The sequence below is a fragment of the Pseudoduganella sp. HUAS MS19 genome, assembly GCF_053615455.1.
Genome location: NZ_CM132133.1, coordinates 511387 through 536351, shown reverse-complemented (window position 1 = coordinate 536351; position 24965 = coordinate 511387). Strand labels below are relative to the sequence as shown.

The window sequence follows — 24965 nt, the reverse complement described above, 5'->3', positions numbered from 1 at the left end:
ATCCAAAGTCGGACGTAGAATGCGATTCGACTTCTTTCGCGGCATTCCAACTGCCGCCTTTTCTGTGCCCTATTAGGACACTCTCACGCGGGTGGCAGTACTGATTCTTTAGTTAGCTTCGGTTCTTTCAGCAACTGGGCTTTGTATTCAAGCAGCTTGCCATCATCGATATCAAAGCGCTGAAGCCATTCTTCTGCAGCCAGGCCGATGAGCCGGAATTCGCTTCCCGCAGAAGCGAAATGAAGGCGGTAATGCGGGGCTCGTATCGGCTTGAACAGCATGTTGGGAAGCACAAGTAGGGCCGGTTTTGCGCCAGATTCGTCAAGTGGAGCAGCTTCCGGCTTCGGACCGCTCTGAATCACTACGCCATCACCATAGTCGTAAGTCGCAAACCAGTCCATCGGCAACTCCGAACGAAGCGTGTCCATGCCCCCTACTTTTTCAAGCAGCTGGTAATTGACGGCGGTCAGCCACGACACTGTTTTGATGCCGGTGTGTGCCTTTACCGCCCCGCTTACTAAAATTCCGGCGTCGAACCCGAGCATTTTGGAGGCGATGACCGATTCGAATGCTTGGTTCTCATCATATTTTATGGCCGACAGATTCAGACTATATCCACCGTAGCCGTGAACTGCGCGAAGGCGCTTCGCAAAACTCACGAACATCGCCTGGAATGCTCTTGGGTTATCTTCCACAAATAGCAATGGGAAGCTGAAACGCAATCCGCTCAAACCCCGGTCGCCGGCCTTCGCGCACCAATCCTGAAGCCCGAATGCCTGAAACTCCCATGGACCGGCATCATTTACTCGCTTGCCGCTCGTATAGTGGAAGCTAACCGCATCATCCGGCTCCAAAGCGGCCATCATGGTGCGCATTGGCTTTGTATTCTCATAGGCTAGCTTACTCGCACTGCGTCCTTCAGGAGGGTCTTCGCGAAATAGCCAGGTCAAATGCTTCCCAGCCAGGTCCTTGAATTCATCAAAGCATTTGCAGATGGCCTCCCGAACTTCTGGAAGATGTGCATCGCCAAAGAACAGCGTACCTGCAATGGCCGGCACGCTTCCGACATAAGATTGCGCGCCTTTCTTGGTAAGAAGGCCGCCTGGGAATTCAAGCTCTTCGGGATGCTCGCGCATCAACTGAATAGGGTCAAAAGGCAATTCGCTCATATTCGATTCTTAGTAGGCCAATCCACGAGGAGGCGGTCGTTTAGTCATAATCATGTAAAGCAGGGCTAGGATTGCACCGACCTTCCCCGCGTCTTCAACAGGCACTTTGGGTCCGTCTGGCTCTGACTTGTCACAGTCGCAGTCATCCGGAGACAGCGTCACCAACTTCTTTTCGTCGCCTGCGATGGTTGCATACGCTTCACGCTGCTGACTACCATATTCGTCTGGCGGAAATTTTACCTCGACGACTTTCTTGATGTTGTCTTGTGTTGGGGGCTTCGTCGGGTCATTAACGATGACCACATCTGGTCGCCGAACGTACCCTTTGCCTGGTTTGTAGGGCACGGGTCGAGTCGGGTCCTTTGGCCATAGGGTCTTCGTCCAACCAGGCCAGAGGTCGCGGCTTTTAGTCTCGACCTCCTTGTCCATGAAGGGTTCCGGCGGACTCTTTGTCATGTCATAGCTAATCTCTGGCTTGTATGGGCTTCGGTGTTGCAGTGTTTCGTCGAGTCCCTTCAACTGGTTGGACACGCAGACTTGCTTCAAGGACCGACCGTCCTTGCCAATTCCAGGCGTGTTCTTGCAATGACATACTGCACTGCAAAGCACCTTTTTGTCGGCGGTATCCAACTGCGGAGTATTGAGCTTTACGACGGTCGTTGAGCCTTGCGGGCTGGTCGGCCCAGTTGCGAGCGGCGGTTGAGGTGGTGTGGTCATGTAGCCGAGTCCTGAATCAAATCGAATGCCAACGATTCCTGTGCGTCGCGTTCCACCCATTGCGTGTAGCCATCAGCATCAGTGCTTCCGGTGATGTACTGGCCGCTGGTGGAGCGCAAACGCACCGCCTGGTCGCGAATAGGTTCACCAGTCGCGGCGTCCACAACTTGGAACCTGCCGCGGAATTTGGGGTTGTCGCTCCCTGCAACGGCTTCATCCTGGTATGCGCTCAGGACCGTCGGACCGATTAAGCCAAATCCTTGTGACAAGGCCGGTGTCGTGGCTATGCTCTCTGACTTTGGCGCAGAGCCGGCGGAGGGTTTTGTAGATGTGACGACCTGGCCGGAAATGAGGGTGGCACCGCAAGCAGTCTTGCAGCCATGGTAGGCCACTGCTTTACCCTCATCGACGAGACTTTGGTCGCCCTGGGTGATGGGGAACACGCCCTTACAGCGCGGGCACGAAACCATATCGCCCACACGCGCCCAGCCCTTCCCGTTGGTGTCGGAAACCATGGAGCTGTTGGCGCCGACTGAATTTTGACCCACCCTGCCGATTGAATTTTGACCCAGGGCGGGACGCTGCTTTGGGAGCCGGCGTCTGTGGATAAGTGTACCAAAGACAGGGGGGATTCGCGGTGGGCGCAGCCCGCCGTGAATCCCCCCTTAGTCAGTTCAATAGTTAATTAACGGAGTAAACGATTTATATCGTTATACATCCTGTCTTCAAAGCTACACCGGAAAGTCCGCCTTCCCGGCCTTCTGTTTTTGCTCCCGCGCCTTGATCCGCCCCTTGGCCGCCATACTGCTGTGCTGGAAGCGGTAGGAGTCGTTGCCAGTCTCCACGATGTGGCAGTGGTGCGTCAGCCGGTCTAGCAGCGCCGTGGTCATCTTAGCGTCGCCGAACACGGCGGACCATTCAGCAAAGCTCAGATTCGTCGTGATGGCCACGCTGGTATGTTCGTACAGCTTCGAGAGCAGGTGGAACAGCAGCGCGCCGCCGGCCTGGCTGAACGGCAGATACCCCAGTTCGTCGAGGATGACCAGGTCGATCCGCATCAACGACTGTGTCAGCCGACCGGCCTTGCCTTCCCGCTTCTCGCGCTCCAACGCATTGACCAGATCGACCGTCGAGTAGAAGCGCACCCGCTTGCCCATTGAGGCAATGCCCGCCACCGCGATGGCCGTCGCCAAATGCGTCTTGCCGGTGCCGGGGCCACCGATGAACACTGCGTTCTGCGCCGTATCGGTGAAGGCCAGCGTGGCCAGTTGCCGCACCAGGGCCTCATCGACCCTGGATGCCGCGAAGTCGAAGCCGGCCAAGTCGCGGTGCACGGGGAATTTGGCGGCGTTCATCTGATGGTTCACCGAACGCATGGCGCGGTCCGTGTGCTCGGCGCGCAGCAGGTGCTCAATCAGCCATTTGGACGACGACACGGCGTGCTCTCCTTGCGCCACCAGATCGGTCCAAGCGTCGGCCATGCCGTGCAGGCGCAGGCCCTTCAATTCCTTGATCAGGTCACGCATGGTTCACCTCCGCGCTGCTGCCAGCCGTCTCGCGCAGGCTGTCATAGCGGCTGGTGTTGGCTACCGGCGCCTCCTTCAATACCAGGCTGGTCTCGGCATGTGCCGGCGGCGGGGCGGCACTCAGGCGGGCCAGCACATTCTCGACGTGCTCGACACTGAGCACGCCGGACTCGATCACCAGCTCCACCGCCACCAGCACTGCCGGCAGGCCGGCGCCGGGCACGGCCGCCAGCACCTGCGCCATGAGCCGGTCGCCGCCGGCGTGGCGCAGCAAGCCTTGCCGCAGCCGCTGCAGCGGCGCGGGCATGTCGGCAAAGGGGGCGCCGTTGCGCAACGCACCGGGCTTGCGCTGCACTAGCGGGATGTAGTGCTGCCAGTCGTAGCACACCTGCTTGCGATCGACGATGCGTTCATGGGTGGCGACCAGCGCATCGCCGGCCACCACGCACACGCGGGTCGGGTACAGCCTTGTGCTCACCATCTGCCCGGCCAGCTCGCACGGCACTGAATAACGGTTGCGGTGCACGGTGACCAGGCAGGTGGACGACACCCGCGCCGCCTTTTCCACGTAGCCGTCGAACGGCGTGGGCATGGGCATCAGGTGGGCCTGCTCCTGTTCCAGCATGTCGGCCACGCTCAGCGCCTCGTACTCCGGGTGCTGCAATTCTCCCCACAGCGTCCGGCAGCGCTCTCCGAGCCAAGCGTTCAATTCAGCGAGGGAAGCGAACTGGCGGTCTTGGGCTTCGATCCAGATCCGGCGCCGGCTATCCTGCACGTTCTTCTCCACTACGCCCTTTTCCCAGCCTGAGGCCACGTTGCAGAAATCGGGCTCAAACAGGTAGTGCGCGCACATGACGGTGAAGCGCGTGTTGACCACGCGGCCCTTGCCTTTCTGGACCTTGTCGACCGCCGTCTTCATGTTGTCGTAGATGCCGCGCCGGGCCACGCCGCCCAGCGCTGTGAACGAGCGGGTGTGGGCGTCGAAGAGCATCTCGTGTCCCTGACTGGGGTAGGCCACCAGCCAGAAGGCGCGGCTGGCGCACAGCTTCATGTGCGACACCTGCAGACGCCGGTAGATGCCGCCGACCACCATGCCTTCCTCGCTCCAGTCGAACTGAAACGCTTCGCCCAGCTCGAAGCTGAGCGGGACGAAAGCCTCTGCCGCCTTGCCTTCGCGGCCACGCCATTCCCGGATGAAGTCGGTAACCCGGCTGTAACTGCCGACGTAGCCTTCGGCCCTGAGTTGGGCGAACAGCGCTTTCCCGGTACGCCGGTTCTGCTTGTTGCGGTGGGTGTCAGCTTTGAGCGCCTGCTCCAGTGTGGCGTGGAACTCGCTCAGCTTGGTGGGTGCCGATTCTCGCCGATAGCGCGGCGGTGGCGCGTCTTCCGGCTTGCGTAGCCATTTGCGCAGCGTGTTGCGGGACAGGCCCGTGCGCTTCGCGATCTCGTGCAGCGACAGCTTGTCGCGCAGGTACATCCGTCGAACTTTACCTAACATTTCCATGGTGATCACCTTATTATCTCCTGCCCAAAAAATAGGCGGGAGTAGTAGAACACCTGGGTCAATTTTCAGTCGGCATCAGCCCTCAAAGTGGGTCAATTTTCGGTCGGCGGCAACACAAAGCCAACGCCGACCTGCAACCGTTACCATGTTACCCCTATAGTTGGCGCTGTTGAGGTAGCTGATCTTCGCCACAGCTTTAGCGGATGCGCTGATCCACTGCGCAGCGTATGCTCCATAGGATGTAGTGCTGGCGGTGTCCAGATTGATGTGCCGGATGGTGGCGGGAAGTGTTGGCGGCTTCCTGTTCGGAAGCCCTCCCCCGACCAGGCTTACCGCCGCACTTGAATTGGAATCTGGATGACAGGCTGCAGCATCTCCAACTGCGTCCTATAACGACGCACAATGCTGTCGTAAAGGTCCGGAATATCGGGCGCATGCACTGTTACGACCAACGCATAGGGCATTGGGTTAGGCGCCTTCGCAATACCTCCGCCCTCCCGAGCATTGTAGTGAATGTCAAACATTGGATTTTTGAGTTTTCCACCGTCAATGCTGATGGATTTATGCAAGGTCGTCTCCCACTTTGCAACATCGTCGCGCAGCTCTAATTCGTCCGCAAACCGATAGATGTCGCTCTTGAAGAAAGGAGCCGTATCTGGATTCTGCTGGTTCGGATCAGTTTTTGCTGTGTCATGTGGCCTAAATGTGACCTCAAGTCCACTTCGTGTGTAGTTCACTGGGTCTTGAGCATCGGTTTCCGACGCAAAGCAGAAAGTCGCTTTCAAGTTTAACTTTCCGGCGAGTGCGCCCGCCGGCACTGGAATCGATGCACGGAGATACTTAGATGGCTCAAGATACCCCTGGTAGATAATGTGGGCAGTATTATCGTCGCATGTAATGAGGTCTTCGATACTTTCTGGAATCCGCCCCCACCCAACTTCCTGATGTGGATGATGCTTAATGCGTTCACAGTGATGAACAAGTAAGGCCTTAGCAGCGAGCGGCGAAATTGGCGTTCCCAAGACAGCACGCATACTTACCCCTAGGCGCAGTGCTGCAGGCGAGGAGAAGCTAGTCCCAGTCGTCCCTTCAAGCGTACCCGACTCGTTCAAGACGACGAACGGCTTATCATCGACCCCTCCAAAACACACCGCGTCAGGTTTGATTACGCCTGGATTGCGCCCGGGTCCCATCGCGCTATAAGGCGCACGTCCCCACTTTCCAGTTACCGAATCGCACGCGCCAACCCCCATAGCGTTCACGCAATCTGATGGTGGCTGGATGCGTGCAAGACCCGATGCGGGATCGCCCTCCCCATTATTTCCGACAGCAATCGTAGCCAGTGTCTCCCCTGTTGCAAGGTAGCTGTCGAGAACCGCTGTCCAGACGTGCACATCATCATCTTCGATGGCCATGTCAGGACCAAGACTCAGATTTATGAAGTCATACTTATTCGTCGAAAGCACATTATGGATGCGTTGAATCACATCAAAGAGCTGCACGTGCGGGTCATTGACACCAGATTGCTCGTCAAGCACTCGCCAATGGTCTACGCGGCATGGTGGCTTCGTAACCAACTTCCCGTCTCCTAGATGCCCAAACAACAAGGCTGACGTGACGTGCTGACCGTGCTTCAGATAGTGTGGAACGGCCTTACCGATACCACGCGGCTCCTTGCTGGTGACCCAGGTAGATAAAACCGAATTAGGTGGCAATCCGCCATCAAAAATCGCCACGCGGACGTTTGGATCAAGTACAGAACTATCAGAGAGTCCTAACAACGGCGCATTATGACTGTCTGTTGATACACCCACGGAGTTCTCGACAACCCGAAGTTTTGGCATCTCGCGCGCGACACGCAGGAATGAGAACTTCGCCAATTGATTCAGCTTGGCTTCTGAAGTCCGTACCGGGATAAAGCACAGCCCGCCAACATGAATACGGCGGTCCATATCAGCTTTGATTCCCAGTTTGTGAAGGTAGTTTGCAAAGCCGGAAATAATGAACTGTGACTCAGGCAATGCATTGGCATGCAGCACAATCTCGAAAAGGGGCAGCTCGCTGGTGCTTGCAACTGGCTTTACGCGGTCTTCTGGCGCCATCAAATAGACGTCTTCCAACTCGATCAGTTCGTCTGCTCCCCTTGTTTGCTCAGACCAGCTGGAAAGATAGTTTGCCCAGTCGGCAAAATATCGGCGCGGTCCCGAAACGAACAGTTCTGTTGTGAGCGCGTTTTCTTTGTGACGTTTCTTTCCCCATTTTTCCGGACGCACCGTGCGACGGCGGCTACCGACGTGACGCAGCCCTACTGCGCTTAGCAGCTCGTCAGGGAAGTAAGACTTCGCCATGTAAGACGGGTGCAGCGTGAGAACGGCCACAACCTGTTCGTTTGGACAAGCATCAGCCGGTAGCTTCCCGATTTCTTGAACTAGATGATCAAGTTTCGGCTTGAGACGTTCACGCGCCTCCGCGAAAGTGTATGGATGCGACTTCGGGCCACCACTACGGGGAGCTGGAATCTTCGCCGTCAATCGCTCGCCATATCCAAGTAGGAAATTCTTCCGCTCCGCCATTTTGGCTCCTTCGATTAAGAAACTACCTCACAGTGCTTTCTAATAGTGTCTCTGCTAAGCCCGGTCAACGAGTTTACCGTTCGCTGACTCATTCCCGCATTCAACAAATTCTGTGCCACACGGAACTTTTCCGCCTTAGGCAATGCATCTATGCGTTGTCCGATCAGTGCACCCAACCCTTCTGCCAACGGTACGCCTGCAACAATTTCGTTTCTTTTAAGCTGCGAAATAATGCGTTTAAGGTCACTGAACGAGACACCTGAAAGTACAACTGGCACGGCATCTAGAATTGCCTCAGGCACTTCACTGTCGTCGCCGATCCAGCTGGCAAGCGCAGTGCGAATGCTTTCGCTATTCGGCAATGGAAACTCAACGATCATGTCAAAGCGACGCCATACGGCAGGGTCAAGTAAGTCCGGATGGTTCGTCGCGGCCAGCATCAAGCCATGCGCTGGCCAAGAATCTATCTCCTGCAATAGCACCGTCACCAATCGCTTGAGTTCGCCAACTTCAGTTGCATCGTCGCGCCTCTTGGCGAGCGCATCCAGCTCATCCAAGAATAGGACACAGTCAACGGATTTAGCGTAGTCGAGCACATTGCGAATGTTGTTCCCTGTTCGGCCCAAGAAACTGCTCATTACTGCCGCCAGGTCAACCGTGAGCAATGGGAGGCCCAACGATTTTGCCAGCCATTTCGCAGCTAAAGACTTGCCCACTCCTGGCAAACCAGTAAATAGCATGCTCCTAGTCGGCGCCAAATTTGCCAGCGCGAGTTCCTTGAACTTTGAACGCTCGACGAGAACTTGCTGGAGCCGCTCCTTTACTGCGCCCTGCCAGATCGGTTCTACGTCCAAACTGACCCCGTCCTCCAGTCGCGCAAGCTGCAACCTGGAATCCATGTCCACAGGAAGACGTTCAACTTCGCTTCCCCTCAACATTGCTGTACGAGGAGCATTTGAACTCTGCGCCATGGTTGCGAGTTGATCGCCGACAGCAGGATCGAACCGAGCGACCCGTCTCGCTATTTTTCGCACATAGGCGACGACGTCCGAATGGTTACCCTCCAGCGCCAATCGCGCGAAGTGGACCAAACTTTCTGCATCGATGTAATTATTGTCCATATCTCTCTCCATGCATTCTATCCATGCGGGAAAAAATGTGGAACATTTTTTTCGCACCACCTAAATTTTAGTCCACATACTACAATAAAAGACCTGTGTAAACAATCAGTATTTACACAATTCCGCGAAGCAATGTGAGCAAAGTAGGCGGAGGACTGCGGCTTTGGGAAGAAAGGTGGGACCACAAAGGGCGGCGAAGTTAAGGATCGGCACGTCAGGCACTACTCAACTTGTGCAGCGGAGCCACGCTCGCGGAGCGGAGCAGCTAGTGGCCCCGAAGCGGGCATTCACAATACTTCTTGTCATTTGCGGGGCGATTACCATTCCCCCGGGGGCGCTGCGGCGCCCCCTTATATATCCCCTTGAGCACTCGGAGCACATGGAGTACGCGGAGCACTCCGAGCACTCGGAGCACACAGCGACGCTATAAATTATTGTTTTTTAACACATAATTTAAATTTTATGTGCGGAATCGCGCAATACATTACATTGTATCGTATGATTTTACGAAATCTTGGCCTGTTGAAAATTCGTTTCGATAGGCCCTAATGATAGGGTTACGCGCGCGCCAATACTGGTTGCTCCATTTCGTATAGAAGTGGACACTGACGCCATCCCAATGCACAACGGAAAGTAGACATTATGGCAAATGGAAAACAGGCGTCAGCACGGCGCGTAAAAATGGCTGAGCGCGCTCAGCAACAAATGGATTTGCATTTCCCTGGCATGCCTGATGCGTGGCTCTGGACGCGCAAGAAGAATGACGGCTTCACAACCATGCCTCGAACCATGCCCTTGGTTATGCAAGCAATTGATGAGCAGAGCAAAGGACAACCTGCTGGACACGCACTCTTCTGCCTTTGGGCGCGGTCACCAGATCACCCGATGTTGGTGATCGAGAACCCTGCCACCTTTGCAAGTGAAGCTGGCTTTGTTGGGATACGGGCCGTGGATACTTGGCGCAGGCGCATGAAGGTATTGCGTGATCTGCTTTTCATCCGTGCTGAACCGGGGCCGAGTGGTGACTTTCATTACGTATTGCTCACCAACCCCAATGCGGCAATGGAAAACCTGAAAGTGGCTGGAAAGATCCAGACAGGATTGTATTCGCGCTTCCTTGATCGCCTGGCAGAAGTTGGTGCCATGGGGGAGCTAGACGAGTTACGGCAGTTTTGGGCTACGGCCGCAGCAGCCAGTGCGGCGACGACTCCCAGCCCACCAGCAACACCGGATTCGACTCCAGCTACATCGCCCACGCCCGCCGCACAAACAACTTCGCAGTCTGGTGACTAACGTGGCATAGCAGCTAGCCTTACTCCGCCTTATTCATTAAAACAAAAACAACTATGCCACTGTCTCCGAATGCGCTCGATCTAGTACGAGCAAATCTAGAATTGCTCAAAGAAGGAGAGCGTCCAAGGGTAATATCCGTTGGATTCTTAACAGCGCAGCAACATGCTGAGATAAATGCACTGCGCGAAAAAGAAGGTAAGCCGCCGTTGGAAGATCCCGAGATTCTGTTCCTGGGAAGGCACTTTTATGAAAGCCGAAGCCGCGACGGGTACACGATTGATGACATGCTGCAAATGGTTTCCGGCGCACTGGCAGAGCACTCAATTGCGGTAGCTCACCCCAAAATGACTGGCTTGCTCAATGAGACACGACGCAACGATGCATACGGGGGCAGCGTCCAAGATCTTGCGGTACTTGAGCTGTATGCCAAGCGCCCAAAAGCCGAGCTATTCTCGGTAATCCCTAAAGGCGACCGCAAACCGAACACGATCCAAAAATGAAAACGGCCATCAAGGATGGCCGAATAACTACGGAGATGCAGTCCAGGGTAACGTAATTCTGTCCTGCGCCCCTGCACCTCTGCTCGAAATTATACATCAAACCTGGGGGAATTTCGCAACTGCGAAATAGTCCCAGCGTCTGTTGAAATCAGATTCATGTAACCCCGATGTAACCCAGCGGAGAAACCGCAGAGTAAGGGGATACCTATCCGATTGATTTATATGGCGCGGCTGGCGGGGATCGAACCCACGACCCTCGGCTTCGGAGGCCGATACTCTATCCACTGAGCTACAGCCGCAGGTGATACTGAAGAGACACGAAGGATAGCCGGAATTCCATTCCATAGCTAGGGGTTTCCGACTATAATCGCAGGTTTGACGAGGGCGCGGCATAAAAAATGCCAAAAAGATAACCCTCTAGCAGCTTTTTGAAAAACTGTCCTAAGGAAATCATGAGCCACGAATCCGCTATCAGAACGCCTAAGCAGCTGGTCGCTGCCGTTGTAGGTTTCTTCGCTGTTACCATCATTGGCATTGTTTTGCTGGTGCAGTTTGTGACCCAGGAAAAACTGACTGGCGCGGGTTCGGAAAGCCAAAGTGAGGAAGCTATCGCTGCCCGCCTGAAGCCTGTTGCGGATAATGGCTTCACCCTGAAAGACGTGAACGCTCCTAAAGTACTGCAGACCGGCGAAGCGGTTTACGCCGCGACCTGCGCGGCTTGCCATACCTCCGGCGCTGCTGGTGCTCCTAAAGTCGGCGATAACGGCGCCTGGGGTGCTCGTATTGCTCAGGGTTACGACACTGTCGTGAAGCATGCTGTCGAAGGTTTGAAGGCAATGCCTGCCAAGGGCGGCAATCCGGACCTGGATGATGTGGAAGTGGCGCGCGCTGTTGTGTTTATGGTGAATCAGTCCGGTGGCAAGTTCAAGGAGCCTGAAGTCAAGCAGGCTGCTCCGGCTGCTGAGGCGCCGGCTGCGGAGCCTAATAAGGGCTGAGCTTCTCGCCAGGTATAAAAAAACCGCTCGGATTGGAGCGGTTTTTTTTTGCCTGTTTAAACCGCAAACCGGGGTCTGACCCGCAGGGTCAGTGCCCCCGTATATGCGGCGGACGGCTTACCAGATGATTACGCGGTCTTTCGGTGCGAGGTACATCTTGTCGCCCTTTTTCACGCCAAACGCGTCGTAGAAGCCGGGCTGGTTGCGCAGGGTGCCGTTGGCGCGGAATTCTTCCGGCGAGTGCGGGTCGGTGGTGACTTGGCGGATCAGCGCCGCTTCACGCGACTTGGCGCGCCATGCTTGCGCCCAGCCCTGGTAGAAGCGCTGTTCACCGGTAAAGCCGTCGATCACCGGTGCGGGCTTGCCGCCCAGCGACAGCTTGTAGGCCTTGTACGCGATTGCCAAGCCCGAGTTATCGGCAATGTTCTCTCCCAGAGTCAGCTCACCATTTACCTTGTAGCCTTTGACGGGGCTGAAGGCGCCGTACTGCCTGACCAGCATCTGCGTCTTGGCCTTGAAGTTGGCGTGATCACGCTTGCTCCACCAGTCGCGCAAGTTGCCGTCGCCGTCGTACTGGGCGCCCTGGTCGTCGAAGCCGTGCGAGATTTCGTGGCCGATCACGGCGCCAATAGCACCGTAGTTCACGGCGTCGTCGGCGTTGGCATCGAAGAACGGCGGCTGCAGGATGGCGGCCGGGAATACGATCTCGTTCAGCTCCGGGTTGTAGTAGGCGTTGACGGTTTGCGGCGTCATGCCCCATTCGTCGCGGTCGATTGGCTTGCCCAGCTTGTCCAGCTCTTTCTGTACCGCGAACTCGGTGGCGCGATTCACGTTGCCTATCAGGTCATTACGGTCGATGGTCAGCGCGCTGTAGTCGCGCCATTTGTTCGGGTAGCCGATTTTCGGCGTGAACTTGGCCAGCTTGGTTTGCGCTTCTTTCTTGGTCTTTGCGCTCATCCAGGGAAGCTTGTCGATGCTGTCCTTGTAGGCCACCAGCAGGTTCTTTACCAGTTCTTCCATGCGGGCCTTGTTGGCCGCCGGGAAGTGCTGCTCGACATACACTTTGCCAATGCTTTCGCCCAGCGCGTCTTCCGTGGCGGAGACGCCGCGCTTCCAGCGTGGGCGCATTTCGGTGGCGCCACCCAATTGCTTGCCGTAGAACTCAAAGTTAGCTTCCACAAAAGCACTGGGCAGGAATGGCGCGTTGGCGCGAATGACGTTCCAGGCGAAGTAAGGCTTGAGTGTGTCGAGCGGGGTTTCAGCCAGCAGCTTGTCCAGCGCTTTCAGGTAGCTTGGCTGGCTGACGATCACGTAATCGACTTTGCCGGCGATGCCCAGGCCCTTCAGGTAGGCGTTCCAGTCATAACCCGGCATCAGTTCGCGCAGCTTGGCGACTGGCACTTTGTTGTAGGCTTTGACCGGGTCGCGCAGCTCGACCTTGTCCCAATGCAGCTGTGCGATTCTGGTTTCGAAGGCGACGATGGCTTTGGCGTTGGCGGCAGCATTGGCGTCGCCGGCCAGCGCCAGCATTTTCTCGACCGTGGCCTGGTATTTGGCCAGCGTTTCGGCCATCTTGGCGTCGTCTTTTTTCAGGTAGTAGTCGCGGTCTGGCATACCGAGGCCGGACTGCACGAAGTCCACCACGTATTTGGTGGAGTCCTTGTTGTCCTGGTGGATGGCCAAGTCCATTGGCGCCGCGAAGTTGTGGCGGTTGTGGTACGCGAACAGGGCCGGCAGTTGCTTCTTGTCGGTCAGCGCGGCGATACGGGCCAGTTCGGGCTGGATTGGTGCTACGCCAAGTTGCTCCAGCCGCGCTTCGTCCATGAAGGAGGCGTAGAAATCGCCGATGCGTTTCTTGTCGGCGGTGTCTGCGTTTTGCGCGGAGTCTTCGATGATTTTGCGCAGTTGCGGCTGGATATCTTCGAACAGTTTTTCGAATACGCCCCAGCTGGACATTTCGGCCGGGATTTCGGCTGTGGCGAGCCATTTGCCGTTCAGGTGCTTGAAGAAATCGTCCTGGGCGCGGATGGCGGGGTCGATGTATTGCAGTTCGATGCCGGACTTTTCGGCGGCGGTGGCCATTGTGGCCAATAGCGCGGCGGCGGCGGCGAGGAGGTGCTTTTTCATTTTCGGGGTCCTTCCAAAAACCGGTAAACCGGTGTCAGACCCGCAGGGTCTGACACCTGATACACGGGGGCGCGGGGCGCTTTTTACCAGATGATTGCGCGCTCTTTTGGTGCGAGGTACAGCTTGTCGCCGTCTTTCACGCCGAAGGCTTCGTAGAAGCCCGGCTGGTTGCGCAACGTGCCGTTGGTGCGGAACGGACCTGGCGAATGCGGGTCGGCCTTGATGCGCGAGATCAGCGCGGCATCGCGATACTTGGTGCGCCATACCTGGGCCCAGCCCATGTAGAAGCGCTGGTCGCCGGTGAAGCCGTCGATCACTGGCGCCTTCTTGCCTTTGAGCGACAGCTTGTAGGCCTTGTAGGCCACGGCCAAGCCGGAGTTGTCGCCGATGTTCTCGCCCAGCGTCAGCTCGCCATTGACCTTGTAGCCTGGCAGCGCTTCGAATTCGCCGTACTGCTGGACCAGGATGCCGGTGCGCTCCTTGAAGCGCTTGCCGTCCTCTTCGGTCCACCAGTTGCGCAGGTTGCCGTCGCCGTCGAACTGCGAACCCTGGTCGTCGAAGCCGTGCGAGATTTCATGGCCGATCACGGCACCGATGCCACCATAGTTGACCGCGTCGTCAGCCTTCATGTCGAAGAATGGCGGCTGCAGGATGGCGGCCGGGAATACGATCTCGTTCATCTCCGGGTTGTAGTAGGCGTTGATCTGCTGCGGTGGCATGAGCCATTCTTCGCGGTCGATCGGCTTGCCCAGTTTGTTCACGTTACGTTCGTGTTCGAACTGGCTGGCGCGGATCACGTTGCCAACCAGGTCGTCGCGCTTGATCACCAGCGCGCTGTAGTCGCGCCATTTGTTCGGGTAGCCGATCTTGGTGGTGAACTTGGCCAGCTTGGCGTGGGCTTCCTTGCGGGTCGCAGGGCTCATCCACTCCAGGGTGTCGATGCTTTGCTTGAAGGCTAGCTTCAGGTTTTTCACCAGGAGCTCCATGCGTTCCTTGGCCTCCGCCGGGAAGTGCTTGGCCACATACAGCTTGCCGACCGCCTCGCCCATCGCGCTTTCGGTCAGGGACACGGCGCGCTTCCAGCGTGGGCGCAGCTCGGTGGCGCCGCTCAGGGTGGTGCCGTAGAACGAGAAGTTCTCGTCAACGAAGGCTTTGGACAGCTCCGGCGAGAGGGTTGCCAGCAGACGGTAGTCCATATAGGCCTTCCAGTCTTCCATCGGCACTTCGGCGATGACCTTGTCCAGTGCCTGCAGGTAGGTCGGCTGGCTGACGATCACATCCTTCACCTTGCCTTTGATATGCACGCCTTCCAGCCAGGTGTCGAAGTCGAAGCCGGGCATCAGCTCTTTCAGCTTGGCGATCTCGAATTTGTTATAGGCCTTGACCGGGTCGCGCAGCTCGACCTTGGTCCACTGGATCTGTGCGATGCGGGTTTCGACGTTGACCACGGCTTTGGCGGTGGCGGCGGCATTCTTGTCGCCGGCCAGGGCCATCATCCTGGCAACGTGGGCTTCAAACTTGGCCAGGGTGTCGGCCAGCTTGGCATCGTCTTTTTTCAGGTAGTAGTCGCGATCAGGCATCGACAGGCCGGATTGGGCCAGGTCGGCCACGTAGCGGGTCGAGTCCTTGTTGTCCTGGTGAATGCCGACGTCGAACGGGCTGCTTACGCCCATGCGCGAGAAGTGCGCGAACTGGGCGGCCAGCTGCTTCTTGTCGTTCAGGGCTGCGATGCGGGCGCGCTCGCCGGCCAGCGGGGTCAGGCCCAGTTGCTCGGCGCGGGCTTCGTCCATCATGGCGGCGTACATGTCGCCTACGCGCTTGGCGTCGGCGTTGCCGCCTTTGGCTGCGGCTTCTTCGATCAGGGTGCGCAGTTGCGCCTGCACGGTGTCGGACAGCTGGACGAAGGTGCCCCAGGTGGAGCGCTCGGCCGGGATCTCGGTGTTCTTCAGCCAGGTGCCATTCTGGTGCTGGTAGAAGTCGTCCTGGGCACGGACGGCTTTGTCCATGTTGGCGGTTTCAATGCCGGATTTTTGTGCAGGCTTGCCGGCCGCGATAGCGGCATTGGCTGCGAAGAGGCCGATGATGACGGCGCTCAGGATCTTGCGTTTCAAGGTTACCCTCCCAGGTAGATTGACGGTATCGCGCGACTCTAGCACGTTGGAGGGAAACGTTGAAAGAAAAGCCACGCTTGGGCGTGGCTTTTTTCCAAAACCGGATGGTTGAGGGTTTTACCAGATGATGATGCGGTCTTCCGGCTTGACGAACATCTTGTCGCCTTCCTTCACGCCGAAGGCTTCGTAGAAGGCGGGCTGGTTAACCACGGTGCCGTTGGCGCGGAAGCGGCCGGCAGAGTGCGGGTCGGTCTTGATCTGCACGATGGCCTGCTGCTCGCGCATCTTGGTGCGCCATACCTGGCCGAAGCCCATGAACACGCGCTGCTCGCCGGTCAGGCCGTCGATCACCGGCGAAGTCTTGCCGCCCAGGGAGATCTTGTACGCCTTGTAGGCAATCGCCAGCCCCGAGTTGTCGGCGATGTTTTCGCCCAGGGTCAGCTTGCCGTTGATGTTATAGCCAGGCACCGGCTCGTAGGAGCTGTACTGCTTGACCATGGCGTCCGCCTTGACCTTGAAGGCTGCGCGGTCTTCCGCGGTCCACCAGTCGCGCAGGTTGCCGTCGCCGTCGTACTGCGAGCCGGAATCGTCGAAGCCGTGCGAGATCTCGTGGCCGATCACGGCGCCGATGGCGCCGTAGTTCACGGCGTCGTCGGCCTTCATGTCGAAGAACGGCGGCTGCAGGATGGCGGCCGGGAACACGATCTCGTTGGCGGTTGGACGATAGTAGGCATTGATCGTCTGTGGAGTCATGCCCCATTCTTCCTTGTCGATCGGCTTGCCCAGCTTGTCCAGGTTGCGGTTGTAGGCGAATTCGGCAGCACGGTCCATATTGCCGATCAGGTCACCTTCCTTGAACTGCAGCTTGCTGTAGTCGCGCCATTTGTTCGGGTAGCCGATTTTCGGGGTGAACTTGGCCAGTTTGTCCTGCGCCTGCTTCTTGGTTTCAGGGCCCATCCAGTCGATGCTGTCGATGCTCTGCTTGTAGGCCACCAGCAGGTTCTTCACCAGTTCTTCCATGCGCGCCTTGCGTTCAGCCGGGAAGTAACTGGCCACGTACAGCTTGCCCATGCCTTCGCCGATCGCGCCTTCCACCACGCCCACGCCGCGCTTCCAGCGTGGCTGCTGCTCGGTCACGCCGGTCAGCACCGTGCCGTAGAACGCGAAGTTGGCCTGGTCGAAGTCCTTCGACAGGTAAGGCGAGGCATCGCGCAGCAGGTGCCATTCGAAGTAGGACTTCCAGGTTTCCAGCGGCGTGCTGTCCACCAGCTTGGCGAATTCGGTCATATAGCTTGGCTGGGCCACGATCACGCTGTCGGTCTTGGCGGCGATGCCGGCAGCACCCAGGGCTGCCTTCCAGTCGTAGCCTGGCGCGGCTTCGGCCAGCTTGCTGATTTCCATCTTGTTGTAGCGCTTGACCGGGTCGCGGTTGTCGACGCGCGACCACTGCACTTTCGCCAGTTCGGTTTCCAGTGCGACGATGGCCTTGGCTTTTGCGGCGCCGTCCTTGTTGCCGGCCAGGCCGAGCACCTTGGCCACGTGCAGTTCGTACTTGGCCAGCGCGTCGGCCATCTTGGCGTCTTCTTTCTTCAGGTAGTACTCGCGGTCAGGCAGGCCCAGGCCGGACTGGCCCAAGTGGGCGGCGTACTGCGTCGAATTGCGCGCGTCCTGGCCGACATAAATACCGTACGGTGCAGGGATGCCGCTCTTGTTGAAGTGGGCGACCAGTGCAGGAATGCCCTTCTTGTCTTTCAGGCCGCGGATCCTGGACAACTCGCCGGCCAGCGGCTTGACGCCCAGCTTTTCCAGCTTGGCCTCGTTCATGAAGGATGCGTAGAGCGCGGCGATCTTGGCGTCGTCGCCTTTCAGGCCTTGCTGGCCCTGCAGGCCCTGAATCAGGTCGCGCAGTTGGAACAGGGTGTCGTCGCGCAGCTTGGCAAAGGAACCCCAGCTCGACTTGTCCGCCGGGATCTCCGTGGTGCGCAGCCATTCGCCGTTCAGGTGCTGGAAGAAGTCGTCCTGGGCACGCACGCTCTTGTCGATGTAATGCGTGTCGATGCCGGAAGTCGGAGCCGGCTTGTGGTCGTGGCCCTCGTGGCCGCCTGCATAGGCGAATGCCGCCATCAGGCTCAGGGTAATGGTGCTCAGGATATGTCGTTTCACTCTCTTTGTCCCTTTAGAATTTGGTTTCAAGTCGAACGCTCCACTGGGTATAGGTGGGGTTCAGCGTGGCTCCTTGTATTGCGAGCCCGTTTGCGTTGACCAGGTTGTACCCGGTAGCATCATCCGCCAAGAGGTTGTTGGCGCTGATTCGGATTTGCGTGCAGCCGTCGAAACGCCACAGCGCATACATGTCCAGCACGCGTTTGCGGCTGGTTTCCACTACCTGCTTGTCGCTGGTCCGGGTGCGGATGGCGGGCGTCCAGTTGTAGCTGGCGCCAAGCGTGAGTGGGATGTCTTTCAGGCGGTAGTCCACGCCCAGGTTGGCCGTCTGCTTCGCCTGCTGGTCAAGGCGGTTGTCGGGGCCGGGAATGCCGTCGACCCTGGACCAGAAGCGGCTGTAATTGCTGCGCAAGTCGACCTGCGGCGCGTTGTCCATCAACTCCGACAAGGCGAACTTGGCTTCCAGTTCGATGCCGCTGGTGCGGGCCCGGCCGATATTGGCCGGCGAGGAGACCCAGCGCAGGCCAAGCTCGGTTTGCTGCTGCGTCAGGTCGCGCCGAATCAGGTTGTCGATATTGCGCACGAAACCGCTGACGCTGACGATGCCGCTGCGGCCCAGGTAGTGCTCATAGGCGAGATCGAGGCCGGTGGCCAGCTCCGGCCTCAGGTTCGGGTTGCCGCTGCGGTCGGGACTGGTGGCGCTGTTCAGGCGCGACAGGGATGGCGCCGCGATCAGGTCCTGCACATTGGGCGTCTTGTAGCTTCTGGTCAGGCTGGCGCGCAGCTGGTCCTTTTCGAAGCCGGGGATTTTCCACACCGCGTGCAGCAGCGGGCTGAATACCTTGCTGGTGTTGCTGGCGGTGCCGCTGCTGCGGTCCGCCGTGGTGCGTATGCCTTCCCAGCGCGCGCCGACATAGGCCGACCATTGCGGCGTGATGTCCCATTCATCCTGCGCAAACAGGGCGACGCGGCGGGTGTCGGCGGCCAGGTTGTCGCCGGAGTCGGCGAATTGCGCGTTGCCGTTCTTGTCCAGCGATACGCGCACCTGCTCGCGGCGGCTCGCTTCCAGGTCCCAGCCGGCGGCCAGCAAATGGCCGGCGCCGATCGGTGTGGTGTACTTGCCGCCGGTGTTAAGGCTCTTGTCGCGCGTATTGTCGCTATCGGTGAAGCGGTCCAGCAGCGTGCCCTGCGTATCGTACTGGTAGCGCAGCGAATCGCTGCCACGCTTGCCGAGGCCCAAGCCGAATTTCACATCGAGCTTGCCGGCACCCTGCAGGCGGTGCACCCAGTTGCCGAAACCGCGCAGGAAGGTGACGTCGCCGTCATTGGTTTGCTGCGCCAGGTTGTACTCGGGCGGCTCGCTGCCGACCGGCTGCGACAGCGTCGTTTGCGCTGCGCTGTGCGACTGCTGGTGCATCAGGAAGGTCTGGAAGTTCAGCGTATCGCCGTTCTCGAACTTGTAGGAGAAGCGCGGCGTCAGGTGCAGGCCCTTGCTGCTGCCGGCGCTTTCGCCCTCGAGGAACTGTTCCCGCGCCAGGCCGCCGCCGGCGTCGACTTCCGTGTTGTGGGTGCTGGTGCTGTCGTGCTGGCGGTTGTAGTTGACGGAGGCCGACAGGGTATACGCCAGCGCGCCCGACTTGCCCGGCACGGTCACCGACAGTTCCGGCGAATGGCGCCCCTGCTCGATGCGGTCGCTTGCCTTCACCTGGATGTCGCGCATCTGGTAGCCGTCGCGCAGCACGATGTTGATGGTGCCGGCGATGGCGCGTGTGCTGTGTTCCGCGACCGGGCCACGCATTACCTCGATGCGCTCGACCTGGTCGGGCGCCAGCGATTCCATCGAAAATCCGGCCGGCGGACGCTCGCCGTTCACCAGCACCTGGGTATAGCCGCTGCCAAGGCCGCGCATGCGCACTTCGCCGCCACGTCCGGCGCGGCCGCCGAGGGTAATGCCGGGCAGGCGCTTCAGCACTTCTCCGATATTGCTGTCGCCATTGCGGTCCAGCTCTTCACGGCCGATGACTTGCTTGCCTGCCGTGGAGTTGCGGCGCTCGGTCATGTCGTCCTGGCGGCCGCCGCTGATGGTTACCTGGGGAATGGTGTGATCGGCGGGCTTGGCGGGTTCCTGCTGGGCGGCGGCGCCGGAGGCCGCGCCCAGGGACAGCAGGGCGAAAGGGATCAGCTTCTTCATGAATGGACAATGTTGCGCGCAGCGGGCCGGTTGGCGCCGCGCTGGCATTGTAAGCCCCACCCCGGCGGCTGGCACAGGCCCGCCGCCAATGTTACTTTACGATACTTACATGCCGCGGCCGCCGCCGGCGCCACCGGGTCCACCCATGCCTGCGCGTCCGCCGTGGCCGCCGCGTGGGCCGCCCTCCTCGCCCGACGGCCTCGCCCCCCGGCCTCCGTCGGGCCCATCTACCATACGAATCAGTTGATCGACAAGAAACTTTGCCGCGGCCTGGCGCTGCGTATCGTCCAGCGCATCGTTAATGCCCAGCCACCACTCGCGCAACTGGCGCTCTTCGGCCGCGGTCGCCGCCTGCTCCGCCTCCAGCCCAGCCTGCAAGTCGCGCAATTCGACATTCTGCGCCTGCAAGCCCTGGCGGGTCGCTTCCTGCAGGCGCTCGCGGCGCGCCTTGCGCTCGCGCAGCAATGCTTTGCTCTGGCTCTCCACTTTGGCCCACAAGATTTGCTGGTTGGCGTTCAGGTTGAGGGACTTGCGGAATTCGGAGGCCATGGGCACCAGGTCTTCGGCGCGCAGGTCCATCACCGGTAGGGCAAAGGCTGGCGCGACAGCCATGGCCAATACCAGCCAGGCCGCACGGGCGGTGCGTATCAGTTTCATATTCATACTCCGGAAAAAAAAGATGCCCGCGGGGGTGCCGCAGGCATAAACCACTTTAGGGTAGAGAGAAATAGCGAACCCAGTGTAGGGCGGGTACGCTGGCCGATCTGCCTTTCTTACAATTACTTACTCCGGTAAACACATTGGTAAACACCTACAAAGTTATGAATTTATCGTGGCTTTTAAAGGGATTTATTCCATGCTGGCAGCTACGATTGCTGGAAATCAGGTTTATACTGAAATCCGATGGCGGACGAGTTAACCGCTGTATTTGGAACAGGTGACGCATGGGCAAGAAACTCAAGAACGCTGGCCTGATTGGCCTCGGCGTAGTTGCGGGAGTAGCGGTATCGCTGCAGTTTTCCGCGATGGCACAAAGGCAGGTCGACCCCGTCTTGCCGCTGGATGAACTCAAGCAGCTTGCCGATGTGTACGGCCTGATCAAATCGGATTATGTGGAAGCGGTAGAAGACAAGAAGCTGCTGACCGAAGCCATTGCCGGCATGGTCGCCTCGCTCGACCCCCACTCCGCCTACCTGGACAAGAAAGCCTATGCCGAGCTGCGTGAAGGCTCGCAGGGCAAGTTCGTCGGCCTCGGCATCGAGATCGCCCAGGGCGACGAAGGCTATATCAAGATCGTGGCCCCGATCGAGGATTCGCCGGCCTACCGCGCCGGCATCAAGCCGGGCGACATGATCACCCGCCTCGATACCACGTCGCTGAAGGGCCTGAGCCTGGATGAGTCCGTGAAGAAGATGCGCGGCGAGCCGGGCACCAAGGTGATGCTGACCATCATGCGCAAGGACGAGCCGCAGCCGCTGGAATTCACCCTGAACCGTGAAGAAATCCACCAGAAAAGCGTGAAGGCCAAGATGGTGTCGCCGGGCTATGCTTGGGTGCGCATTTCGCAATTCCAGGAACCGACGGTGGATGACCTGGCGGCCAAGATCACCGAACTGTACCGCCAGGATCCGCACCTGAAAGGCCTGGTACTGGACCTGCGCAACGACCCGGGCGGCGTGCTGCAAGGGGCGATCGGCGTGGCGGCAGCCTTCCTGCCGAAGGACACCCCGATCGTTTCGACCAACGGCCAGCTGCCGGATTCCAAGCAGATTTTCTACGGCCGCGCCGAGTACTACTCGCTGCGCGGCGATGGCGACCCGCTGGCCAAGCTGCCGGAAGCGGTCAAGCGCGTTCCAATGGCCGTGCTGGTGAATACCGGCTCCGCCTCGGCCTCCGAAATCGTGGCCGGCGCCCTGCAGGATTACAAGCGCGCCACCATTATCGGTTCGCAAACCTTTGGCAAGGGCTCGGTCCAGACCATTCGCCAGCTGACCGCCGATACCGCCGTCAAGCTGACCACCGCGCGCTACTACACGCCGCATGGCCGCTCGATCCAGGCCAAGGGCATATCGCCCGACCTGGCGGTGGACGAGAACGAGGACGGCGACGGCCTGAACAGCTTGCGCATGCGCGAGGCCGACCTGGCCAAGCACCTGAGCAACGACCGTGAGCAGGAAGCGGCCAAGGGCGAGCGCGACGAGCTGGAAGAGCAGATTCGCATCCTGGCCGCAGAGAAGAAGCGCAAGCCGCTGGAATATGGCAGCGGCGACGACTTCCAGCTCAAGCAGGCGCTGAACCACCTGCAAGGCATGCCGGTGCAGCTGGCCAAGGCGGAATCCAAGCTGGTCAAGCTGGACCCGCCACCCAAGAAATAAAGCTAGCAAAGATTAAGGCGGCGCCCCCAGGGGCGCCGTTTTTCGTTGCAGATGCGGTAAAATCGGCCATCTTACCGGTCACCTGACCCATTCTAAGAAAGAAATATTGATCATGAAACAAGCCGTCATCAGCGGAACCGGCCTCTTTACTCCAGCGAACTCGATCAGCAACGAAGAGCTGGTCACCGCCTTCAACGCCTACGTCGAACTGTTCAACGCGGAAAACGCCGCCGCCATCGCGGCCGGCACTGTGGCGGCGCTGGAACCATCCAGCGCCGCCTTCATCGAAAAGGCGTCCGGCATCAAATCGCGCTACGTGATGGAAAAGAGCGGCATCCTGGACCCGAAGCGCATGACCCCGCGCATTCCGGAGCGCAGCAACGAGGAACTGTCGCTGCAGGCTGAGATCTGCGTGGCCGCCGCGCGCCAGGCGCTGGACCGCGCCGGCCGCACGCCGGCCGACATCGACATGGTGCTGGTGGCTTGCTCGAACATGCAGCGCGCCTACCCGGCCATGGCCGTGGAAGTGCAGCAGGCGCTGGGCATCGACGGCTTCGGCTTTGACATGAACGTGGCGTGCTCGTCGGCCACTTTCGGCATCCAGACCGCCGTGGGCGCGGTGCAGAGCGGCCAGGCGCGCGCGGTGCTGATCCTGAATCCGGAAATCACTTCCGGCCACCTCGACTACCGCGACCGCGACAGCCACTTCATCTTCGGCGATGCCTGCACCGCGATCATCGTGGAAGCCAAGGAAGGCGCTGTATCGAAACACCAGTGGGATATCCTGGACACCAAGCTCAAAACCAGCTTCTCCAACAACATCCGCAACAACTTCGGCTTCATGAACCGCTTTGACGAAAGCGGCATCGGCGCGCCGGACAAGCTGTTCAAGCAGCAAGGTCGCAAGGTATTCAAGGACGTGTGCCCGATGGCAGCGCAGATGATCAAGGAATCGATCGACCGCTCCGGCCTGAAGGTCGAACAGATGAGCCGCTTCTGGCTGCACCAGGCCAACCTGAGCATGAACCAGCTGATCTCGCGTACCATCCTCGGCCGCGACGCCGAGCCGATGGAAGCGCCGGTGATCCTCGACACTTACGCCAACACCTCGTCGGCCGGCTCGATCATCGCCTTCCACAAGCACCAGGACGACCTGCCGTCCGGCGCGTATGGCGTGATTTGCAGCTTCGGCGCTGGCTACTCGATCGGCTCCGTCGTCGTCCGTAAAGCCTAAGATAAAAGTCGGGGTCAGCTCCTGACCCTTCCCCTCATATTTTTGTTGTAAACGTTGAAGGAAGCTGTTAACTTTCAATCCCAAAAACGGCGCATGCATGGCTGTGTCACCCCTTTCATTCGTAGCGTCCAAACTGCGAGGGAAAGGAATAAGCCATGCATGCACATGCAATCATACAGGGGTTATTGGATCAGGAATGTCCGAACATGCATGCCAAGCGGCGGACATGCTTGGCCAAGGTGGCGACAGCGGCGTTGCATGGTGGCCTAAGTCTGGTGCGCATGGGGAAGAAGCTGGCTTCGGCGACGCAGTTGCGCCATCGCATCAAATGCTGTGATCGGCTGTTGAGTAATCCCCATCTGGCGCAGGAAAAGCATGCCGTGTACCGTGCGCTGGCTCGCCGTGTGATCCGCCAGCCTGGTGTGCAGATTGCTGTGGACTGGTCGGCGGTACGAGACGATAGCAGCATTCAGTTGCTTCGGGCAGCAGCCATCGTCAAAGGGCGTGCGTTCACCCTCTATGAGGAAACCCACCCCTGCGCCAAGCTTGGCTCACCGATTGTGCATCAACACTTTCTACAATCGTTGCGCAGCATACTTCCACCGGGCAGCCGGGCCATCATCATCACCGATGCCGGCTTTCGCGCCAGTTGGTTCAAGCTGTTAAACCAGCTCGGATTTGCCTGGGTGGGGAGGATCCGCAATCGCGACATGGTGCGCTGGCACGACAGTCCTGGCTGGGTTGGCTGCAAGACGCTCTATGCGCAGGCCAGCGCCCATGCGCGCGACCTGGGCCAATACTTTTACACGCGCGCTAATCCTGTCCTGTGCCGGCTTGTGCTGCTGAAACGCCACCCAAAGGGGCGGCGCCGATTGACCAAGATAGGCAAGCCGGCACGCAGCTGCCACAGCAAGAAGAATAGTCGGGGACAACGCGAGCCATGGTTGCTCGCCGTTTCACCCAAGCTCGCCTCACTCAATGCCGAGCAAATCGCCAACATTTACGCTGGCCGCATGCAGATCGAACAAACCTTCCGCGACCTCAAGAACGCGCAGTGGGGAATGGGATTACGCCTTAGTCAGACCCACACATTGCGGCGCTTGGCTATTTTGCTCTTGCTGGGGACATTGCTCACCTACGCACTCTGGCTTATCGGACTCGCCGCTCGCAAAACAGGTTTCAGTGTCGCTTACGGCAGTCGCGCGAAGGCTGCCAGCACTCTGTCAATTCTGTCATTGGCGATGCATTGGATTAATGAGGCCCAACCGCCTTCGATCCACCTGACAGATATCAAACACGCACTTATCGAACTGATATCGATGGTGCGTGTCTGCAAAATATGAGGGGAAGGGTCAGGGTCAGCTCC

At 58.8% G+C, this 24965-nt stretch carries 18 protein-coding genes and 1 tRNA gene; 6 read left to right on the top strand and 13 right to left on the bottom strand.

Annotated elements, in window-relative coordinates; all coding sequences use genetic code 11:
- Positions 1 to 83: 83 nt before the first annotated feature.
- From ACWBU6_RS02550 to ACWBU6_RS02520, 7 genes are all read right to left on the bottom strand, one after another.
- Entirely contained in the window at positions 84 to 1169 is a 1086-nt protein-coding gene (locus tag ACWBU6_RS02550) for a type VI immunity family protein (RefSeq protein ID WP_452647310.1), read from the bottom strand.
- A 9-nt stretch (positions 1170 to 1178) separates the two neighbouring features.
- Positions 1179 to 1886, bottom strand: coding sequence for a VRR-NUC domain-containing protein (locus tag ACWBU6_RS02545; protein WP_452647309.1), 708 nt, complete (start codon positions 1884 to 1886; stop codon positions 1179 to 1181).
- Positions 1883 to 2401, bottom strand: coding sequence for a PAAR domain-containing protein (locus ACWBU6_RS02540; RefSeq protein ID WP_452647308.1), 519 nt, complete (start codon positions 2399 to 2401; stop codon positions 1883 to 1885). The genes ACWBU6_RS02545 and ACWBU6_RS02540 overlap by 4 nt, the downstream gene beginning before the upstream one ends.
- Before the next feature lie 216 nt (positions 2402 to 2617).
- Positions 2618 to 3412 carry an IS21-like element helper ATPase IstB gene (gene istB / locus ACWBU6_RS02535; RefSeq protein ID WP_452644064.1) on the bottom strand — a complete coding sequence of 265 codons (795 nt, stop codon included), beginning with the start codon at positions 3410 to 3412 and terminating at the stop codon, positions 2618 to 2620.
- Positions 3405 to 4916 (bottom strand): IS21 family transposase, encoded by a 1512-nt coding sequence (gene istA, locus ACWBU6_RS02530; RefSeq protein WP_452644063.1) that lies wholly within the window; start codon positions 4914 to 4916, stop codon positions 3405 to 3407. The genes istB and istA overlap by 8 nt, the downstream gene beginning before the upstream one ends.
- A gap of 329 nt (positions 4917 to 5245) precedes the next feature.
- Complete coding sequence (locus ACWBU6_RS02525) at positions 5246 to 7489, bottom strand: S8 family peptidase (protein WP_452647307.1); 2244 nt, start codon at positions 7487 to 7489, stop codon at positions 5246 to 5248.
- 14 nt (positions 7490 to 7503) lie between these two features.
- Complete coding sequence (locus tag ACWBU6_RS02520; RefSeq protein ID WP_452647306.1) at positions 7504 to 8610, bottom strand: AAA family ATPase; 1107 nt, start codon at positions 8608 to 8610, stop codon at positions 7504 to 7506.
- Positions 8611 to 9252: 642 nt separating this feature from the next.
- Between ACWBU6_RS02520 and ACWBU6_RS02515 the strand changes: the two genes are divergently transcribed.
- Together ACWBU6_RS02515 and ACWBU6_RS02510 are read left to right on the top strand one after the other, a co-directional pair.
- The gene (locus tag ACWBU6_RS02515) at positions 9253 to 9903 is read left to right on the top strand and encodes a hypothetical protein (protein ID WP_452647305.1); all 651 of its coding nucleotides are present in this window, start codon (positions 9253 to 9255) and stop codon (positions 9901 to 9903) included.
- 53 nt (positions 9904 to 9956) lie between these two features.
- Positions 9957 to 10403 carry a hypothetical protein gene (locus tag ACWBU6_RS02510; RefSeq protein ID WP_452647304.1) on the top strand — a complete coding sequence of 149 codons (447 nt, stop codon included), beginning with the start codon at positions 9957 to 9959 and terminating at the stop codon, positions 10401 to 10403.
- A gap of 223 nt (positions 10404 to 10626) precedes the next feature.
- Here the strand turns inward: ACWBU6_RS02510 and ACWBU6_RS02505 are convergent.
- Positions 10627 to 10702 (bottom strand) — tRNA-Arg (locus ACWBU6_RS02505).
- Between the two features lie 153 nt (positions 10703 to 10855).
- Between ACWBU6_RS02505 and ACWBU6_RS02500 the strand changes: the two genes are divergently transcribed.
- Entirely contained in the window at positions 10856 to 11398 is a 543-nt protein-coding gene (locus tag ACWBU6_RS02500) for a c-type cytochrome (RefSeq protein WP_452647303.1), read from the top strand.
- A 117-nt stretch (positions 11399 to 11515) separates the two neighbouring features.
- Here the strand turns inward: ACWBU6_RS02500 and ACWBU6_RS02495 are convergent, their stop codons facing one another.
- The 5 genes from ACWBU6_RS02495 to ACWBU6_RS02475 all read right to left on the bottom strand — a co-directional run bounded on the left by ACWBU6_RS02495 (position 11516) and on the right by ACWBU6_RS02475 (position 20647).
- Positions 11516 to 13525 carry a M13 family metallopeptidase gene (locus tag ACWBU6_RS02495; protein WP_452647302.1) on the bottom strand — a complete coding sequence of 670 codons (2010 nt, stop codon included), beginning with the start codon at positions 13523 to 13525 and terminating at the stop codon, positions 11516 to 11518.
- An 83-nt stretch (positions 13526 to 13608) separates the two neighbouring features.
- On the bottom strand, positions 13609 to 15636 hold the full coding sequence (locus tag ACWBU6_RS02490) for a M13 family metallopeptidase (RefSeq protein ID WP_452647301.1): 2028 nt from the start codon (positions 15634 to 15636) through the stop codon (positions 13609 to 13611).
- 117 nt (positions 15637 to 15753) lie between these two features.
- Positions 15754 to 17760: a M13 family metallopeptidase gene (locus tag ACWBU6_RS02485; protein ID WP_452649516.1), complete on the bottom strand. Its 2007-nt coding sequence runs from the start codon at positions 17758 to 17760 to the stop codon at positions 15754 to 15756.
- A 52-nt stretch (positions 17761 to 17812) separates the two neighbouring features.
- The gene (locus ACWBU6_RS02480; protein ID WP_452647300.1) at positions 17813 to 19990 is read right to left on the bottom strand and encodes a TonB-dependent receptor plug domain-containing protein; all 2178 of its coding nucleotides are present in this window, start codon (positions 19988 to 19990) and stop codon (positions 17813 to 17815) included.
- A gap of 105 nt (positions 19991 to 20095) precedes the next feature.
- Positions 20096 to 20647 carry a hypothetical protein gene (locus tag ACWBU6_RS02475; RefSeq protein ID WP_452647299.1) on the bottom strand — a complete coding sequence of 184 codons (552 nt, stop codon included), beginning with the start codon at positions 20645 to 20647 and terminating at the stop codon, positions 20096 to 20098.
- Positions 20648 to 20934: 287 nt separating this feature from the next.
- Here ACWBU6_RS02475 and ACWBU6_RS02470 point away from each other — a divergent pair, with 287 nt between their 5' ends.
- The 3 genes from ACWBU6_RS02470 to ACWBU6_RS02460 all read left to right on the top strand — a co-directional run bounded on the left by ACWBU6_RS02470 (position 20935) and on the right by ACWBU6_RS02460 (position 24942).
- A complete protein-coding gene (locus tag ACWBU6_RS02470) occupies positions 20935 to 22365 on the top strand; it encodes a S41 family peptidase (RefSeq protein ID WP_452647298.1) in 1431 nt (476 codons plus the stop codon).
- A 112-nt stretch (positions 22366 to 22477) separates the two neighbouring features.
- A complete protein-coding gene (locus tag ACWBU6_RS02465; RefSeq protein ID WP_452647297.1) occupies positions 22478 to 23599 on the top strand; it encodes a beta-ketoacyl-ACP synthase III in 1122 nt (373 codons plus the stop codon).
- Between the two features lie 155 nt (positions 23600 to 23754).
- Positions 23755 to 24942, top strand: a complete 1188-nt coding sequence (locus tag ACWBU6_RS02460) for an IS4 family transposase (protein ID WP_452644803.1) — start codon at positions 23755 to 23757, stop codon at positions 24940 to 24942.
- Positions 24943 to 24965 lie beyond the last annotated feature (23 nt).